Origin of the sequence: Turicibacter faecis, assembly GCF_037076425.1 — a bacterium.
Taxonomy (GTDB): Bacteria; Bacillota_I; Bacilli_A; order MOL361; family Turicibacteraceae; genus Turicibacter; species Turicibacter faecis.
Window position 1 is genome coordinate 2,334,300 of record NZ_AP028127.1, and the last position, 16,164, is coordinate 2,350,463.

Genomic DNA, 16,164 nt, shown 5'->3' on the forward strand with positions numbered 1-16,164 from the left:
GTCAATCAATCCCAGTTATTTTATTAATCTGAAAGGGGAGTACTTATGAATAAATCGGCACTTCATTATACGTTAAAATCCAGTTCGTTCTTTATCATCGCCTCAATCGTTATGTGCCTTATCATTAACGAACGCGTCAATCCATCCTTAATCCTCATGTGGATAAGCTATTTTATGATTTGCTATCTCATGATGCATCTTAAACAACACCAAAAGAATCAATCCAAATAGATTGATTCTTTTTTTATCTCTTCCGCTCATTCTACCCCAATGTCTTTTCCCGTAAGTTCCCTCTATACAAACCCTCTTCGCATTGACCACACCATAAAAAGCCTTGCTCTTCATAATATTGATTCAGCCTCTCGTTATCCATTGCACAATCTAACCTTAAACAGTGCTTCTTATGTTTCCGTGCCACCCCTTCTATCTCCTTTAACAAAATGTGTCCAACCCCTTTTTCACGGTAATCCGTCACCAAATGATGCAGATAATAAGCAGACACTTCCTTCGTATCACACCATCGCTCGTCTTGATCAAAGCAAGCAACAGCCCCTATGACTCGATGTGTTTGATTTGATTTTAAAACATATAGGCGACCTTGTCTCATCAATCGTTCATAATAAGTTTTAGGATACACCTCACAATAATTCGTTTCATTCCATTGCTTAATTCCTACTCGATTCATCCACTCGATCCTTTGTTCAATCAGTTGAAAAACAATCTCAAGATCAGATTTACTGGCAACCATCAGTTGATACATCGTAAAAACTCTCCTTTAGCAAAAAATGAAAACCCAAAATGCTCGGTTTTCATTTTTTTATTTTTTAATCGTGATGCCGTCTTGTGATTTTTGCTATGAGTAAGCCAGCTACATCCAATATACCGCTTAAATAAACGATTAACACTGTACAAATAACCATGTTTACCCATATTGCTTTCATTTTTATCTCACCACCACCGCTGTGCCGTATGCCACCATTTCCGCTGCCCCCGCCATCACAGCAGATGACATCAATCGAACACCAACAACCGCATTAGCACCTAACCGTGTTGCATCATCTGCCATGCGACCTAATGCAATTTGACGAGCCTCAATCAGCATTTCATTATAGCCATTTAACTCTCCACCAACAATCGTTTTTAAGGAAGCCCCAATATCCTTTCCAATATGTTTTGACCGAACCGTGCTTCCTTTCACAAGCCCTTTCACCTCTACAATTTCTTTCCCCACAATCGAATCTGTTGTCACCATTAACATGAAACTTCCTCCCTCCGTAACCTACTACATCATATGACAAATCCAATAAATATATGTCAATCTATTGCTTCTATTCATCGGTTATTCCTCTCCAATCGTTAAATCTATCTTCATGAATAAGAAAATTCGCTTCCCATTATCCAAACCAAAAAGAAAACTCATTTTAGTTTTGCTCCTTTCTAATATTTCAGACCTCTTCCATGGAAAGTCCGGTTTTTAACGCAATCGTAGGTTATCTAAAACATCCGCTAAATTTTTTGCAATTTCAATCTTTTCATGCTTAACCCCTTTTTCTGAAACAATATCTTCCCTCAATTCCCATCCTTGCCTCAATATACGTCACAAAATGAGCATGAAAGAAGCTTCCCCTTTTTTTAAAGAGCACTATCTCCTCATAAAAATCTTGCATCTCTCTTGTTTGAACCTCATTTTTCATATAAAATGGGACTATATCTAATAAAAGGGGAGGCATTCACATGGATTTAAATAAAAAAATCTGCTACTGCTTCAACGTAACAGTAGGGGACATCAAAAAAGAAGTTGAAACAGGATCAACAACACTTGCTGAAATTCAAACAGAAACAAAAGCTGGAACAGCTTGCAAAGGTTGTGTGAAACGAATTCAAGAAACAATCGATGCTTTATTAGCTGAATAATCTACTCCTATAACCAAAAAGAACCGAGCAATCCTGCCCGGTTCTTTTTATATCCATTCAAAGAATTCTTTCCTTCTTAACCACCAATTAAAAAGTCAAAAATATTTTCCAAATCACTCGTTGATCCTTTATAGATCTCTGTATATTTACACTTGGTGCACGTAATCGTTGTAAACTTCTTATTTTGGACATCAAACAACTTCGAAAATCCGGTTCCTGTCGCGCAAAATTCATCTACTTCATAGTGATGATTTCCACACTTCATACAGGTATAATTTTTAATCTCCATCTAATCATCTCCTGTGACCTAGTTTTCTGTTCAAACTTAGGTTACCAAATTAACCCACTTGTGTCAAATACTCTTTCTTTTTTTCACCCCTAGACGACCATAATAAGGATAAAACTTGAAAAGATAGGAGAAAGGGGGGTATAATAAAGAGAGGTAGATAACAATAAAATTAAATATTAGGAGTGATACCCCATGGGTCGTAAGTGGAATAATATTAAATACGGTAAAGCGGCTAAAGATGCTGCCCGTTCAAAAGTTTTAGCGCGTTTCGGAAAAGAAATTTATATGGCTGCCAAAAATGGTGATCCAGATCCAAGTTTAAATCGTAACTTAGCTTCTGTTATTGACCGTGCAAAGGTTGCTGGGGTTAACCGCGAAATCATTGACCGTGCAATCAACAAAGCAAAAGGTGGATCAGACGAAAACTACGATTTCATCCGTTATGAAGGATACGGTCCGAACGGGGCTGCAGTTATTGTTGATACATTAACAGATAACGTAAACCGTACAGTTGCAGAAGTTCGTTCCGCATTTAATAAAAATGGTGGAAAAATCGGGGTTAGTGGTGCCGTGGCTTTCATGTTTGAAGCAACAGCTTTATTCGGATTCAACGGAAACTCTGCCGATGAAATCTTAGAAGGATTAATGGAAGCAGATGTAGACGTTCGCGATGTTGAAGAAGAAGATGGAGAAATCACTGTATACGCGGACCAAGACCAATTCCATGCCGTTCAAACAGCATTAAATGCAATGGGAATTAACGAATTTGAAGTGGCAGAATTAACAATGCTTCCAACGTCAACTGTTTCATTAGAGGGAGATGCCCTTACTAAATTCTTAAAATTAATTGACGTATTAGAAGACTTAGATGACGTTCAACAAGTCCACCATAACGTTGACTTACCAGAAGAGGAAGAATAAGACTAGGCTTCCACTTCTCACAATTACGTGATCAAAAGCGAACACCTCCTCTTTTGTTGGAGGTGTTTTATTTTAAGAAATTATTTTACATATTAAGCAAAAATTGGTCGATACTAACACTAGTTCTTCTGTTTTTCACGAAAGGATGTTGAACCTATGGAAATTAAAACAAAACACAAAAAATTTAAAACCTTTTCCGATCTATATCAATTTATGTGCGAGAGCCACCTCGATGAAATTAACGTTACCATTAAATACCCTGATAAAAGCAAAAACAACGGAACAATGCCAATCGAAATGGTTCTTTCCCTCAAATGCATTGAAGAAGTTAAAACGATTGATCAAGACTTAAAAGCACTTGCTTCGTCACACCAAATTGATATCGAAATCGCTCGTGAAATCGCGGAAACCTATCACGAACTAAACCACTTCGATGACGAGGATGGCACGCTTTCAGCCCAACTCGAAGAAATCGATGCCACATCGGAAATCAAAGAAGAGATTCAACAATTAGTGGCGAGCCGTCTTCAATAATAAAAAAACAAAATTCTTTGTATAATTTTTTACCTTTATCAAATACTATTTATTGAGTCTAGGTGGGACTCTTCTCAAACTAGTTTCACTATCAAGAAAAAACGTCTATCCCTTCCCGGAATAGACGTTTTTTTATGCGATGAGACGCCAATTAAAGAGTAAAAACTCCCCTAAAATAGATAATACAACATATACTATGGGCTCATATTTAGCAAGTAAAATTGATTTTTCCCCAACCTGTGGAAAAATCTTTTTCAATCCTACAAACATTAAATACCCAAATAATGCACCCAATGTATTCATTAATAAATCATCAATATCTGTTGTCCGATAATTAAACAACTGAAAAAACTCAATTAAACCTGAAAACAATAACCCTATCCCCATCACCTTGATGCCATTTCTATACGAACGCCAAATCAGTGGGACTAAAAAACCAAGTGGCATAAACATAATAATATTAAGCACCGTGGTTAGCCCGATTCCCTCTGAGAATGGAAGAAGGTGAATCTCATCCCCGCGAATGATGGTCTTAAATGATCCAATATCCCAAACACTTCCGATTCCCGCTACGTCTATCGCCAAGTAAAGATAAAGAACACATACATTAACCCAAAACAAATGATAACCTAAATGGGCTGTTCGCCCCTCTTTTTTTAATAGCCATCCTTGATAAATCAAGCAAGGAATAAACACGCATAAAAAGCCGTAAAATCTTTCAATCAAAATCCCCATCAATCATCCTTCTTTCTTCTTCACTCATTTTCTTCCAACTCAGTGTCCTCGCCTGTTTCAGGAATTGCACACTTTTCTTGACTATTCAACTTCCTAAATAACCACTTATCGGTCATCAAATAAACGCCAAAACCAAGCATGCCGCCTAATGTATTTAAAATTAAATCATCAATATCCGCTGAACGTCCAATAAAATATTGAATAAATTCAATCGAAAAAGAAAAAGTAGCCACCCCCATCAATGTTTTGTACGGGGATTTACATGATTTAAATACGAAGGGAAGTAAAAATCCTAACGGTACAAACATAAGGATATTTCCAATCACCTGAGAAATCATCGCTAAAAATCCCATGGCCCACGTTTCCCTCACCCAACTAAATGGAACTAAATTCAGAAAATGATAGGGGGGATTGAACGCGTATCTTCCTCCAAGAAGGAGATCAAACAATCCCGTAGCTACTAAAATAACAAAAATAATTCCCACAAAACAAACCCAGCTCATCTGTTTTAAAAGCGGAATATTTTTCTTTCTTAATAAAAAGAAAATTGGAATATAAAAAAGAAAAACAACAAGCATTAACAATGATCCAGTCACTACGTAATCAATGACTTTCATCACTCCCACTTCCTCTCATTAAATGACTCATACAGTTAGTATACCCTATAGATATTAAGAAAAGGGTCACTAATTTATGAAGATTTTATTAAAATTTGACCTTTTCGGACAACAAAAAAAAATCATGGATTATTCATCCATGATTTTTTATCTTTATCTATTAGCCTCTTTAGTAAATTGGCTTACTCTTATCTATTACACATTAAAAAAGAAAAAATAAGCAAGCACGATAATTCCTAGAATAATACGATACCATCCAAACACTTTAAAATCGTGCTTTTTAATATATCCCATTAAGAATTTAATCGCTAAAATAGAAACAAAGAAGGCAACTAATGTTCCAGTTCCCAGAACCACTGCTTCAGACGCTGTAAAAACTAAACCGAACTTTAGAATTTTTAATAGACTCGCACCAAGCATAACTGGGATAGCTAAGAAAAATGTAAACTCTGATGCAACATAACGTGAAGCACCAATTAAAATTGCACCTACAATCGTTGCCCCTGAACGTGATGTTCCTGGAACAAGTGCTAATAATTGAAAGATACCAACCATTAAGGCAAATTTATAAGTGATTTGTGATAAATCATTAACCATTGGACGGCGTCCCTTATTTCGGTTTTCAATCACAATAAATAATACCCCATAAAGGATTAACATTAAGGCAACTGTCACTGGATTGAATAAATATTCATCAATCACGTCGTCAAATAATAAACCAATAATCGCTGCAGGCACACAAGCTACTGCAATTTTAAACCATAAATTCATCGTATCCGTCTTAACTTTGAAGCCACCTTTAAATTCAAACGGAAATAATTTATCCCAGAATAAACAAACGACCGCCATAATAGCACCTAATTGGATAACGACGAAAAACATCTCCATAAATGCTGGTGTCATGTTTAATTTAATAAATTCGTCAACTAAAATCATATGCCCCGTACTACTTACAGGTAACCATTCCGTAATCCCCTCTACAATCCCAAGGAAAATTACCTTCAATAATTCAATAAAATCCACAACTAACCCTCCTAAGTAAAAATCTTTAATCAATCCCAAAACGTATTGATTTCTTCCATAACCCTTTTATCATACTACGGATTGAGGATGAATAAAATACTAAATTTGTATAAACTATACACAAAACGAAAAAAGTGATGGGAAAATGTCCTCCCATCACTTTTTAACATCCGTGGATAATCATTTTATTATAATTTTTTATCCTCTACTTGCTCTAACCACGCCTGGATATCAGAAATAATTGAACTTACACATCCTTCTTCAAATGGCGATTTCAAATGGGCATATTCAACAAGTCCTAAGAAAGATTTCGTTCCTCCGGCCTCACATAATCGAACATAATCCTTCCATGCATCTTCTCGATCATCATGCATTCGTTTCCAAAATTGTAAGGCACAAATTTGGGCAAGTGTGTAATCAATATAGTAGAATGGACTATTAAAAATATGAGCTTGTTGGAACCACCAACCTCCTCGCTCTAAGAAGTCACACCCTTCATAATCTTTATGCGGTAAATACTGTTTTTCTAATTCACGCCAAGCAGCTTTACGTTCTGCCGGTGTTGCCTCTGGATGTTCATAAACGAAATGTTGGAAAGCATCTACAGTGATTCCATAAGGAATAAATTTAATCGCACTACCTAAATGAACAAATTTATATTTTTCTGTATCTTCTTTAAAGAAGAGATTCATCCATGGCCATGTAAAGAATTCCATACTCATTGAGTGAATTTCACAACTTTCGTAAGTTGGAAAGTTTAATTCAGGAATTTCAATCCAACGTGATGAATACACTTGAAAAGCATGACCTGCTTCATGGGTTAACACATCGATATCTCCCGATGTTCCGTTAAAATTTGAAAAGATGAATGGAGATTTATAATCCGGTATATATGTACAATAACCTCCACCCGCTTTACCTGGCTTATTAACTAAATCCAACAACTCAGTCTCTACCATATAATCAAAAAATTCTTTTGTTTGTGGTGAAAGTTCATGATACATCTTAACACCATTTTCTAGAATCCAGTCTGGTTCACCTTTCGGTGTCGCATTTCCTGTGGTAAACTCAAACTTTTCATCAAAATATCTAAGTTCTCCATATCCTAAACGTTCTTTTTGACGTTTATATAATGAAGATGCAACGGGCACAATATAATCAAGAACTTGTTGACGGAATTTTTTTACCATCTCCGGTGTATAGTCACTGCGAATCATCCGAATGTATCCAAGCTCCACGAAATTTTCAAATCCTAACTTTTTAGCAATACGGGTACGCACCTTAACGAGTTGATCATAAATTTCATCAATCTCCTGCTCATGTGCTTCAAAGAATCCATACTTCGCATTCGAAGCCGCTTCACGAACATTTCGATCTTCACTTAATAAATATTTTCCCATTCCGGGAATTGTTCGTTCTTCACCATCAAACATAATTTTAGCCGAGGCGATTAATTTCGTATAATCACTAGATAATTTATTTTCTTCTTGTAAATCCGAAATAATCTCCGGAGAAAAAGATTTTAAGCGATAATCTAAAATCGTAAAAAACTGTTTACTAAACTTGTCCTCTAAAGTTTTACGATAAGGTGAATGAACAATCGCTCCATAAAAACTAGAGTTAACTTCTTCATACAGTGGACTATATTCATCCCAATAAGTTTGTTCCTCATCATAAAATTTATCGCGCGTATCAATACTATGACGAATAGAAGCTAATGTCGCCATCGTTTCAACATGACTACGCACCTTATTAATTTTTGCTACAAGTTCTAACTGAGCGTCTGCATCAGATGCTTGTTTAAATTGATTCGTTAATTCATCCATAGTTTTCTTATACTGATCAAAATCTGGTCTGGTGTATTTAAATTCCGAAAATTTCATATCACTCACTCCTAACTTTAACAAAAAATTCTGTTTAACTTATAAATAGTATGTTCTTTATCAAACAAATCATGCTTAGGTTCTTTAAAGCCTCCCCATTTCCTAAGATGATATTTCTATTATATGCCATTTAAAATTGTTTTGTAAGTTTTTGCCATGAATTTTTTGAAATTTTCTAGGCTATCGTACAAAAGTGTAAGGTTCTAGAACGATCTTAGTCTCCTCAGTCCCACAGAACGCTCATTTGTTTCATCACATTAAGCACGTAGTCCTCAAGAATTAATTGATCATTATAAATAGAGGTCGCCGCCTCAGTTCCTACATAACGAAGATGCCAAGGCTCATACTGATACCCGGTCTCATCAACGCGATTCTCAGGGTACCTGATAATAAAACCAAATCGATGGGCATTTTCGGCCACCCACTTTCCTTCATCAGTTTCACCAAATGTTTCAGTTAATCCCCCATGAACGGAGTCGGATGTAATATCAATCGTCAATCCTGTTTGATGCTCGCTATGCCCAGGTCTCGCACTATAAGTATCAGCTGCCTCTACCCCATCTTCTTTAACGTAACGGTCGTAAAGCATCACCTGTGTGTCATACGAACGATAGCCGCTTCGCGCGATTAATTCATACCCCTTCTCATTATAAGCGGCTTCAAATAAATTCTTTAAGGCACGTGCAGCCTCTTTTCTTAAATAGTTTGCCTCATTATTCTTATCCTTATTATAAAGGGGCACGTCTAAAAGAACTAAATCCGATGGTTCATAATCAGCAGGTAAACGATAATTTTTATTAACTAATGCACGGAAACTAGCCGGATTTTCTATCTCCACAACATCCTGATAAAAGGTGGGAATGTCTGTTTCCTTCTCCTTCAGTTGCGTTTGAAATAAAAACACGGTAATCATCCCTATCGTTAAAAATAGTCCACTCATTGCAATTAAAAACATTCGCATTCGATTCATTATCACGCGCCTCCTCTTCAATTCACTAGTTTCTTTATTATTGAGCATCTTTTTTTAATTTTAAACATTCCCTTCACTCAAAAATAACGATTCGTTTTTTCTTACACAGATGAATTGAAGGATTAGTTAATAAATGACAAATTCCCTCCTAATTTAAAGACAGCAATATTTTTAACCACAAATTAAAAAATAATTTTAAAAGCAAAATTTTATAAAATTTCTAATTATTATCTAGTCGACCTAATTTCTGCTTGAACTATCCAACTATTTCGCCGTATAGTTACCCAAGACAAACTGATACTAGTAATAGGCAACCGCCTAAATTTTCAGGAGATGGAGTGATTCACATGCTTAGAAAACTCGATCATCAATCAATGGGTGGCGCTGAATTTGACTGGTTATCAACAGTCTATCACTTTTCATTTGCAGACTATTTTGATGAGACAAAAATTAACTTTGGCGTATTACGTGTTTTAAATGACAACCTTATCTCTCCTCATTCCGTCTATAAGACAACAACTAATAACAATATCGAGACACTTACCTACGTTGTTGACGGCGAACTAACCTATACCGATCAACACGGACACAATTGCGTTCTCAAACGCGGACAAATGCACTACATGAGCGCAGCATCAGATGTTGAACAAATCCGATCGAACAACACGGCTCAACCCACTCGGGTTTTAGAGATTGGGATTTCCCCACAACCCCATCATCGTCACCAAACACACGGGGATTACCACTTTGACTTCGAGGCACGTCACAACCAATGGCTCCACATGGTTTCTGATATTCATGGGGATGCGCCCATCACCATAAACCAGGACGTGAACATCTATACTATTATTCTCGATGAGAAAAATACAGCAACCATTAACGTCCCTTTAGGTCGACAGGCCTACCTCATGCAAATTGAAGGTTTTTCCGAAGCGAACGGAATTGCCCTCAAAGAACAGGATGCCCTTGAAATTATCGAAGATGAAATTCATATAGAGGCAACCCATACTTCCCACTTTATCGTCATCGAGATGCCTAAATCAAGCCATCCTTATATGTAAAAAAAGAGCGATTTAATCGCTCTTTTTTTATCTGTTGATTCTTATTATCTTTTGTCAAATCTCAACCGTTTATTAATTTTTTAGATTTAAAAAGCTAAAGGAAATGATGCCAAGCGACTATCGATTGCTTCATAAAAAGTAGGATATTTTCCCCCTTTCGAATCACATCTAGACATGGTATGTTAATTCGTGAAGGGGGAATTTTTATGAAACCATTTCAACTCGTTATCGGAAGTGTTTTAATCCTTATCGGGGGACTATCACTCCTTACTTACGCCTTCCATTTAGATACCGTCATCCTCGATAATCTTTGGTTTTTATTTGTTTTAATTCCGGGGCTCTATTTTGAAATCAATTATTTTCAAACGAGAAAAAACCCCGGTCAACTTGTACCCGGGGGGATTTTATCTGCCATTGGATTAATCTCTCTTTTTGAAATTTTAACCAAGTGGCAATATTCAGATTTTACCGCACCACTTTATTTATTAACTGTTGCTTTTGGTCTTTATCAGCTCTATTACTTTGATGTCAAGGATAAAGGTCTACTCATTCCTATTACAATCCTTTGCACCATCGCCCTATTCCTCTACTTAAATTTTTTCGTTTCTTATCTATTTTTATTTTCAATTTTTCTTATTGGTTTGGGACTTTATATTTTATTCAAGAAGAGATAATCGTCTCAAACTCGATAGGAGATTTTTAAATGACACAAAAAAAGACTTAAGCAAGTGCTTAAGTCTTTTTCATTTAATTAAAATCCTGGTAAGAAAATTTCAATACCTGGCCCTAATGGTAAACGTAGTACAAACCAAACAACTAATAAAATCGTCCATCCAATTAATAAGGCAATTGAATACGGCACCATCGTTGAAACCAATGTACCAATTCCAGATTTTTTATCGTACTTCGCTGCAAATGTTACGATTAAGGCGAAGTAACTCATTAATGGTGAAATTAAGTTTGTTGTTGAATCACCAATACGGTAAGCCATCTGAGTGAATTCTGGCGTGAATCCGACCTTCATTAACATTGGCACAAAAACTGGTGCTAGGATTGCCCATTTAGCTGAAGCTGATCCCATGAAGATATTAATGAATGCCACCACTAAGATAAATAAGATAACAAGTGGAATTCCTTGTAATCCAATCGCCGTTAACAAGTCAGCCCCTTTAACAGCAATAATTGTTCCTAAATTTGAATAATTGAAGTAAGCAACGAATTGAGCGGCAAAGAAGACTAAGACAATGTATGATCCCATTGATGCCATACTTTTACCCATCAAATTCATTACATCTTTATCATTTTTTACAACTTTAGCTCCAAATCCATAAGCGATTCCGGCCACTGCAAATACTAACGCAATCACAACAACCATTGAATTCATAAATGGAGAATTTAAAACCCCTTGAACTCCTGCTTCCGTTCCGCGTAAGAAACCATTCGCTGGAACAACTAATACAGCAAATAATATAATCATTAACAGTGTCGCAATTCCAGCAAAACGTAATCCACGTTGCTCCTCTGTTGAAACCTTCATTTCATGGTCTTCAACTTTTGCGTCACCTGTATATTTTCCTAAACGAGGCTCAACAATTTTTTCAGTAATAACCGTTCCGATGATTGTAATTAATACTGTTGAAGCAATTAAGAACCACCAGTTAGCTTGAATACCAACAACATAATTTGGATCCACTAATTTCGCACCTTCTGTTGTTAATCCAGCCAGTAATGAATCTGTTGGCCCGACCATCACGTTAGCACTAAATCCACCAGATACCCCGGCGAACGCTGCTGCTAATCCGGCCAATGGATGACGTCCCATACTTAAGAAAATGATCGCTCCTAACGGAATTAAAACAACATATCCTGCATCAGATGCAATACTTGATAAAACACCGGCAAGCACCACAACAACCGTAATTAAACGTTTTGGCGTACTCATTACTAATTTTTTTAATAATGTTCCAATTAATCCTGTTCCTTCGGCAAGTCCAACTCCGAGTAACGCGACTAAGACTGTCCCCAGTGGTGCAAACCCAGTGAAGTTCGTTACTGCAGAACTAAATAAATACTGAACCCCTTCTTTTGAAAGTAAACTGTTAACCGTTACTGTCATCATTTCAACCGCATTATTATTCGCACGATTAATCCCCTCATACGTAACTGATAACCCGGTTGCTGATAAGATCGCTGATAACACAACGATAACAACTGATAAAATTAAGAAAATTGTTGCCGGATGCGGCAGGGCATTCCCAATCCTCTCCACCCGATCTAAAATACCAATCTTTTTCCTTTGCTCACTCATATTATTCCTCCTTGATTCCCTTTCCCATTATTTGGGATTCCCGTTTAAATAGTTAAACATAATTAATTATATCCCCTTAAAACGCTTTCTGAAAAGAAAATTCTGATTGTACTTGTAATATTTTTTCATTATTTTATAAAATGAGGTAAAAAATTGCATATTATTTGTGAAATACCTTTGTTTCTCCTATAATAATCACGCCAAACTTATTTATACAACTTTCTTTTTTCTTCCTACTCCCCTACCTATTTTTTTGAAGGCTCGTTTGGATTTATCAAATAGATAGGCAATAAAAGTAAGGCTCGTGCTCTTTTAACTCGGAAAAAAAACTTCAAGGAGGGTTTTATCATCATGCATTTAATTATTTTAATTTTATCGTTAGGAACCATTATGTTTCTTGCATATAAGGGGTACTCGACGATTATCACGGCGCCGATCGTCGCCCTCGTCACGCTGCTTTTAACGTTTGGGTTTGATAGTCATCTCATGGCAAACTATACGCTTGTATATATGGATGGATTTGCTGGATTCGTTAAAAATTACTTTCCACTTTTCTTAACCGGAGCCATTTTTGCAAAACTGATGGAGGAAACGGGATATGCCCATGCGATCGCCCACACGATTATTCGGTGGTTAAAGCCTGAACGTGCGATTTTAGCTGTTGTTCTGTCTGGTGCCTTACTGACCTACGGGGGTGTCTCACTCTTTGTCGTCGCCTTCGTTCTTTACCCTATCGCCACCTTATTATTTAAAGAGGCGGACATTCCCAAACGTTTAATCCCTGGAACCATTGCACTCGGAGCCTTCACCTTTACGATGACTGCCCTTCCAGGAACGCCCGAAATTCAAAACGTTATTCCTATGACCTACTTCAAAACTGACACCTTTGCCGCTCCAGGAATTGGACTCCTTGCGAGCGCCCTCATCTTCGGATTAGGGATGCTTTACCTCAACAATCAAGCAGCCCGTGCGAAAAAAGTTAACGAAGGTTATGGGGAGAGTATGGAGCAAAAGACAAAAATTCCATCAAAAACTCCGTCTATTTGGTTAGCCCTCGCACCCATCGTTGTTATTTTTAGCGCCAATCTCTTCTTTTCAAAATTTTACTATCCTTATATAGATGGAAGTTATTTAGAAAAATACAACACGACACTCGATAGCCAGTCTGGAACATGGAGCGTCATTATTTCCATCGTGATTGCTATTGTATTAATTCTCCTCTTGAATATTGGGAAAATAAAAAATCTTCAATCCGTTCTCGACCAAGGGGTCAAAAATTCCTTTGTTCCCCTACTTAATTCAAGTGCTATCGTCGGATATGGTAGCATCATCAAAACTCTTCCCATTTTCGCCAGTATTCAAACGATGATTTTAAATCTTTCTCCTAATCCTATTATTACTGAGGCCCTCTCAGTTAATATCATTTGTGGATTAACGGCTTCAGCCTCTGGCGGACTCGGCATTACCTTAAATGCCCTTGCCCCTACCTTTTTACAAATGAGTGAACCTCTTGGTATTTCTCCTGAACTTCTTCACCGAATCGCCGCTCTAGCTTCCGGTGGACTCGATACCCTTCCTCATAACGGTGCCGTCATTACGACACTCGCCATCTTCGGCCTCACCCACAAACAATCTTATAAAGATATTTTCTTCACATCCGTCATCATTCCAATTACAGTGACAGCACTCATCGTTATACTGACCTCATTCGTCTATCGATAAAGCCAACGAACTTCAAATAAAAAATTCCTAGTGCTTAGACAAAACCAAGTCTTCGCGCTAGGAATTTTTTATGCCCTATCTTTTTCATGAATTAAAACTCACCTTCTGAGCAAGGGATGCCACAACTCTCCCGACAAAATCACGTCAGATGAAATAATAAGGGATGTTATTGTCTATTTTTGTACTTTTCTTCTCTCCTTTGAATAAAATATGTTATGATTTTCCTATAAACTTATGATAGTTGGAGAGGATATAGGATGAAAAAGGGATTCGTAGTTAGTTTCACATGTTTAACATTATTAGGAGTAGGATGGCATGCAAATTCTATCACCGCTTCAACACCCGATGAAATTGTGATTAAACAGAGAGAACAAAACTCGAAAGCTTGGTTAAACTGGAGTGGATCAACGTATTTAACTGCAGGACAATGGTGTAATGTCATAGGAGATAATAATCTTTTTAAAGCAGACGTTAACGTAACCAATAATGGAGGAAACCCAGGGAGCATTAAAGTTCAAATATTAAATAATAAAGGGGAAATCAAGGGGAAACCCCAGACGATTAAGCCGGGAAAAACAGTTACTTTTGCAGAAATTCCAGCAAATAGCGGAACATTTGTTGTTCAAGCCAAAGCAGAAACTTCTGGAACCTATACCCTAAAAGTAACGAGCCGTTAAACGTCAGTAGTTCACAATCCGATTAATAACGCGTAAACAAAAGGAGGTCTTTCCACTGGAAGACCTCCTTTTGTTTAGGTGCTATATTCTTCTTTAAAAAAATTTCGCCAACCTTTTAGTCTAATGAATACGTGTGATCGATACTCGTCCAAATATTTGAATCCGAACCTTTTTTCATCTTAACTGTCCCAAACATGCGCGCCTTTGTCCCTACACCTTGATCATTTTTATCTGAAATATACGAAGTGTATTCACATTCTAAAATTGATCCTGAAACTGCAATCCATTTTGTAGATTTAATTTTATTGATTTGACGATGATTACTATCCTGATAGCACTCTAAAACCATTTGTAATTTAGCTTCTGCCCCATTTGAAGAAGTAATCTTTGAAACAGTTTTCGTATATGCTCCACGGGCATTCGGGTTTGTCCCCTCTTCCTCAAACCCAAATAAATAAGTTTGACTCTCTTTATCAAAAACAGATACCACTGTTTTTTCACCTAAGACTTCCCTTGTCACATAAACTGAATCACTAGGAACACCTAACGTTGTATACACTTCATCAATTCTAATTTTTCCATCGATAACCTCAACGAATTCGACCTTTTGCGTCATCTCCTGATTGTCTTCTTCCTCATGACGGAAATCAACATGGATTGAAAGAATCAAAACTCCAGTTAAAAAGACTATGACTGCTCCAATCATAAATACTATTTTCTTCATCTTACTCACTCCCTATTATTAAAACTCGCTACTTTATTCCCTATTCCGAAGATAATCCTCCTTTCTACCTATTGGTTGAAGTTAATTCCACCTATTATAATTCCTAACAAGTGAACATCCATCCAATAAATAGAAGTATATCGTAGTTGTTGACAACTTCATACCCTTTGATGCTAACTAGACAATAACTATTGCAGTTTGGACAAATTTGTCTTATTTTTTCAATAGATAAATAAAAAAAGCAAGCTCCTCATTAAACAAGGAGCTTGCCTTTTTTATGTTTGATTATCTTTGTTTTTTCAAACGAATCCCATAGTATATCCCGGTTCCTAAAAGACCAAATATAGCACCTATTAAAAAGTGATTAAAAATAAAGCTCATGATCATCAGCATCATGCCTACAATTAAAATAAGATTTTCAAGAAAATCGTTTTGAACAAGCTCTTCTTCCTGCTCAAAAAATCCCAACCGATTTAGTGTATCCAAGTGAATGCGATCACGCAGTAATTCGTCCAAACTCACGTTAAACCAATCCGAAATTGCCATTAAGTTATGCATATCTGGCAACTCTTTTCCTGCTTCCCAATCGACCACTAATTTCTTCGGTACCCCAATTTCTTCTGCTAACATTTCCTGGGAAATCCCTTTTGTTTGCCGTAGTAGTTGTAGTTTTTCGTTAAATTCCATCTTATATTTCCCCCTTTGTACTTCTATCTTATTCACGAAGTGAAATAGATATACATTTCTCCTTTAGGATTGGAACCTATTTCTACCTTTTTTACTATG

At 36.7% G+C, this 16,164-nt stretch carries 19 protein-coding genes; 8 read left to right on the top strand and 11 right to left on the bottom strand.

The window, feature by feature from the left end:
- Positions 1 to 45 precede the first annotated feature (45 nt).
- Entirely contained in the window at positions 46 to 231 is a 186-nt protein-coding gene (locus AACH31_RS11330; RefSeq protein ID WP_161831529.1) for a hypothetical protein, read from the top strand.
- Positions 232 to 262: 31 nt separating this feature from the next.
- Here the strand turns inward: AACH31_RS11330 and AACH31_RS11335 are convergent, their stop codons facing one another.
- Positions 263 to 760: a GNAT family N-acetyltransferase gene (locus AACH31_RS11335; RefSeq protein ID WP_161831528.1), complete on the bottom strand. Its 498-nt coding sequence runs from the start codon at positions 758 to 760 to the stop codon at positions 263 to 265.
- Positions 761 to 943: 183 nt separating this feature from the next.
- Positions 944 to 1,258, bottom strand: a complete 315-nt coding sequence (locus tag AACH31_RS11340; protein WP_161831527.1) for a YbjQ family protein — start codon at positions 1,256 to 1,258, stop codon at positions 944 to 946.
- A gap of 476 nt (positions 1,259 to 1,734) precedes the next feature.
- Here AACH31_RS11340 and AACH31_RS11345 point away from each other — a divergent pair, with 476 nt between their 5' ends.
- Positions 1,735 to 1,914: a (2Fe-2S)-binding protein gene (locus AACH31_RS11345; RefSeq protein WP_161831526.1), complete on the top strand. Its 180-nt coding sequence runs from the start codon at positions 1,735 to 1,737 to the stop codon at positions 1,912 to 1,914.
- 76 nt (positions 1,915 to 1,990) lie between these two features.
- Here the strand turns inward: AACH31_RS11345 and AACH31_RS11350 are convergent, their stop codons facing one another.
- On the bottom strand, positions 1,991 to 2,203 hold the full coding sequence (locus tag AACH31_RS11350; protein WP_161831525.1) for a zinc ribbon domain-containing protein: 213 nt from the start codon (positions 2,201 to 2,203) through the stop codon (positions 1,991 to 1,993).
- Positions 2,204 to 2,395: 192 nt separating this feature from the next.
- On the opposite strand from AACH31_RS11350, the gene AACH31_RS11355 reads away from it, so the two are divergent.
- On the top strand, positions 2,396 to 3,124 hold the full coding sequence (locus tag AACH31_RS11355; RefSeq protein ID WP_161831524.1) for a YebC/PmpR family DNA-binding transcriptional regulator: 729 nt from the start codon (positions 2,396 to 2,398) through the stop codon (positions 3,122 to 3,124).
- Positions 3,125 to 3,280: 156 nt separating this feature from the next.
- Positions 3,281 to 3,658 (top strand): hypothetical protein, encoded by a 378-nt coding sequence (locus tag AACH31_RS11360; protein WP_161831523.1) that lies wholly within the window; start codon positions 3,281 to 3,283, stop codon positions 3,656 to 3,658.
- Between the two features lie 132 nt (positions 3,659 to 3,790).
- Here the strand turns inward: AACH31_RS11360 and AACH31_RS11365 are convergent, their stop codons facing one another.
- From AACH31_RS11365 to AACH31_RS11385, 5 genes are all read right to left on the bottom strand, one after another.
- Positions 3,791 to 4,393, bottom strand: a complete 603-nt coding sequence (locus tag AACH31_RS11365) for a VanZ family protein (RefSeq protein ID WP_161831522.1) — start codon at positions 4,391 to 4,393, stop codon at positions 3,791 to 3,793.
- A 20-nt stretch (positions 4,394 to 4,413) separates the two neighbouring features.
- The gene (locus AACH31_RS11370; protein ID WP_161831521.1) at positions 4,414 to 5,010 is read right to left on the bottom strand and encodes a VanZ family protein; all 597 of its coding nucleotides are present in this window, start codon (positions 5,008 to 5,010) and stop codon (positions 4,414 to 4,416) included.
- Between the two features lie 195 nt (positions 5,011 to 5,205).
- Positions 5,206 to 6,033 (bottom strand): undecaprenyl-diphosphate phosphatase, encoded by an 828-nt coding sequence (locus AACH31_RS11375; protein ID WP_161831520.1) that lies wholly within the window; start codon positions 6,031 to 6,033, stop codon positions 5,206 to 5,208.
- 188 nt (positions 6,034 to 6,221) lie between these two features.
- Positions 6,222 to 7,916: a M3 family oligoendopeptidase gene (locus AACH31_RS11380; protein ID WP_161831519.1), complete on the bottom strand. Its 1,695-nt coding sequence runs from the start codon at positions 7,914 to 7,916 to the stop codon at positions 6,222 to 6,224.
- A gap of 223 nt (positions 7,917 to 8,139) precedes the next feature.
- A complete protein-coding gene (locus AACH31_RS11385) occupies positions 8,140 to 8,886 on the bottom strand; it encodes a M15 family metallopeptidase (protein WP_161831518.1) in 747 nt (248 codons plus the stop codon).
- A gap of 347 nt (positions 8,887 to 9,233) precedes the next feature.
- On the opposite strand from AACH31_RS11385, the gene AACH31_RS11390 reads away from it, so the two are divergent.
- Complete coding sequence (locus AACH31_RS11390) at positions 9,234 to 9,947, top strand: pirin family protein (RefSeq protein WP_262950783.1); 714 nt, start codon at positions 9,234 to 9,236, stop codon at positions 9,945 to 9,947.
- A 206-nt stretch (positions 9,948 to 10,153) separates the two neighbouring features.
- Positions 10,154 to 10,621 carry a hypothetical protein gene (locus AACH31_RS11395; RefSeq protein ID WP_262953762.1) on the top strand — a complete coding sequence of 156 codons (468 nt, stop codon included), beginning with the start codon at positions 10,154 to 10,156 and terminating at the stop codon, positions 10,619 to 10,621.
- Between the two features lie 77 nt (positions 10,622 to 10,698).
- Here the strand turns inward: AACH31_RS11395 and AACH31_RS11400 are convergent, their stop codons facing one another.
- Entirely contained in the window at positions 10,699 to 12,255 is a 1,557-nt protein-coding gene (locus AACH31_RS11400) for an AbgT family transporter (protein WP_161831512.1), read from the bottom strand.
- A 351-nt stretch (positions 12,256 to 12,606) separates the two neighbouring features.
- On the opposite strand from AACH31_RS11400, the gene AACH31_RS11405 reads away from it, so the two are divergent.
- Complete coding sequence (locus AACH31_RS11405; protein ID WP_202618713.1) at positions 12,607 to 13,977, top strand: GntP family permease; 1,371 nt, start codon at positions 12,607 to 12,609, stop codon at positions 13,975 to 13,977.
- Between the two features lie 257 nt (positions 13,978 to 14,234).
- The gene (locus AACH31_RS11410) at positions 14,235 to 14,654 is read left to right on the top strand and encodes a hypothetical protein (protein WP_161831510.1); all 420 of its coding nucleotides are present in this window, start codon (positions 14,235 to 14,237) and stop codon (positions 14,652 to 14,654) included.
- Positions 14,655 to 14,769: 115 nt separating this feature from the next.
- Here the strand turns inward: AACH31_RS11410 and AACH31_RS11415 are convergent, their stop codons facing one another.
- Both AACH31_RS11415 and AACH31_RS11420 read right to left on the bottom strand, forming a co-directional pair.
- The gene (locus tag AACH31_RS11415) at positions 14,770 to 15,378 is read right to left on the bottom strand and encodes a hypothetical protein (protein WP_161831508.1); all 609 of its coding nucleotides are present in this window, start codon (positions 15,376 to 15,378) and stop codon (positions 14,770 to 14,772) included.
- A 285-nt stretch (positions 15,379 to 15,663) separates the two neighbouring features.
- Positions 15,664 to 16,065: a helix-turn-helix domain-containing protein gene (locus AACH31_RS11420; RefSeq protein WP_161831506.1), complete on the bottom strand. Its 402-nt coding sequence runs from the start codon at positions 16,063 to 16,065 to the stop codon at positions 15,664 to 15,666.
- Positions 16,066 to 16,164: the final 99 nt, after the last annotated feature.

What these genes read in the sequence shown, in the direction of transcription:
- AACH31_RS11330 (WP_161831529.1), top strand. Translation starts at nt 46, where the DNA reads ATGAATAAATCGGCACTTCATTATACGTTAAAATCCAGTTCGTTCTTT.
- AACH31_RS11335 (WP_161831528.1), bottom strand. Translation starts at nt 760, where the DNA reads ATGTATCAACTGATGGTTGCCAGTAAATCTGATCTTGAGATTGTTTTT.
- AACH31_RS11340 (WP_161831527.1), bottom strand. Translation starts at nt 1,258, where the DNA reads ATGTTAATGGTGACAACAGATTCGATTGTGGGGAAAGAAATTGTAGAG.
- AACH31_RS11345 (WP_161831526.1), top strand. Translation starts at nt 1,735, where the DNA reads ATGGATTTAAATAAAAAAATCTGCTACTGCTTCAACGTAACAGTAGGG.
- AACH31_RS11350 (WP_161831525.1), bottom strand. Translation starts at nt 2,203, where the DNA reads ATGGAGATTAAAAATTATACCTGTATGAAGTGTGGAAATCATCACTAT.
- AACH31_RS11355 (WP_161831524.1), top strand. Translation starts at nt 2,396, where the DNA reads ATGGGTCGTAAGTGGAATAATATTAAATACGGTAAAGCGGCTAAAGAT.
- AACH31_RS11360 (WP_161831523.1), top strand. Translation starts at nt 3,281, where the DNA reads ATGGAAATTAAAACAAAACACAAAAAATTTAAAACCTTTTCCGATCTA.
- AACH31_RS11365 (WP_161831522.1), bottom strand. Translation starts at nt 4,393, where the DNA reads ATGGGGATTTTGATTGAAAGATTTTACGGCTTTTTATGCGTGTTTATT.
- AACH31_RS11370 (WP_161831521.1), bottom strand. Translation starts at nt 5,010, where the DNA reads ATGAAAGTCATTGATTACGTAGTGACTGGATCATTGTTAATGCTTGTT.
- AACH31_RS11380 (WP_161831519.1), bottom strand. Translation starts at nt 7,916, where the DNA reads ATGAAATTTTCGGAATTTAAATACACCAGACCAGATTTTGATCAGTAT.
- AACH31_RS11385 (WP_161831518.1), bottom strand. Translation starts at nt 8,886, where the DNA reads ATGAATCGAATGCGAATGTTTTTAATTGCAATGAGTGGACTATTTTTA.
- AACH31_RS11390 (WP_262950783.1), top strand. Translation starts at nt 9,234, where the DNA reads ATGCTTAGAAAACTCGATCATCAATCAATGGGTGGCGCTGAATTTGAC.
- AACH31_RS11395 (WP_262953762.1), top strand. Translation starts at nt 10,154, where the DNA reads ATGAAACCATTTCAACTCGTTATCGGAAGTGTTTTAATCCTTATCGGG.
- AACH31_RS11400 (WP_161831512.1), bottom strand. Translation starts at nt 12,255, where the DNA reads ATGAGTGAGCAAAGGAAAAAGATTGGTATTTTAGATCGGGTGGAGAGG.
- AACH31_RS11405 (WP_202618713.1), top strand. Translation starts at nt 12,607, where the DNA reads ATGCATTTAATTATTTTAATTTTATCGTTAGGAACCATTATGTTTCTT.
- AACH31_RS11410 (WP_161831510.1), top strand. Translation starts at nt 14,235, where the DNA reads ATGAAAAAGGGATTCGTAGTTAGTTTCACATGTTTAACATTATTAGGA.
- AACH31_RS11415 (WP_161831508.1), bottom strand. Translation starts at nt 15,378, where the DNA reads ATGAAGAAAATAGTATTTATGATTGGAGCAGTCATAGTCTTTTTAACT.
- AACH31_RS11420 (WP_161831506.1), bottom strand. Translation starts at nt 16,065, where the DNA reads ATGGAATTTAACGAAAAACTACAACTACTACGGCAAACAAAAGGGATT.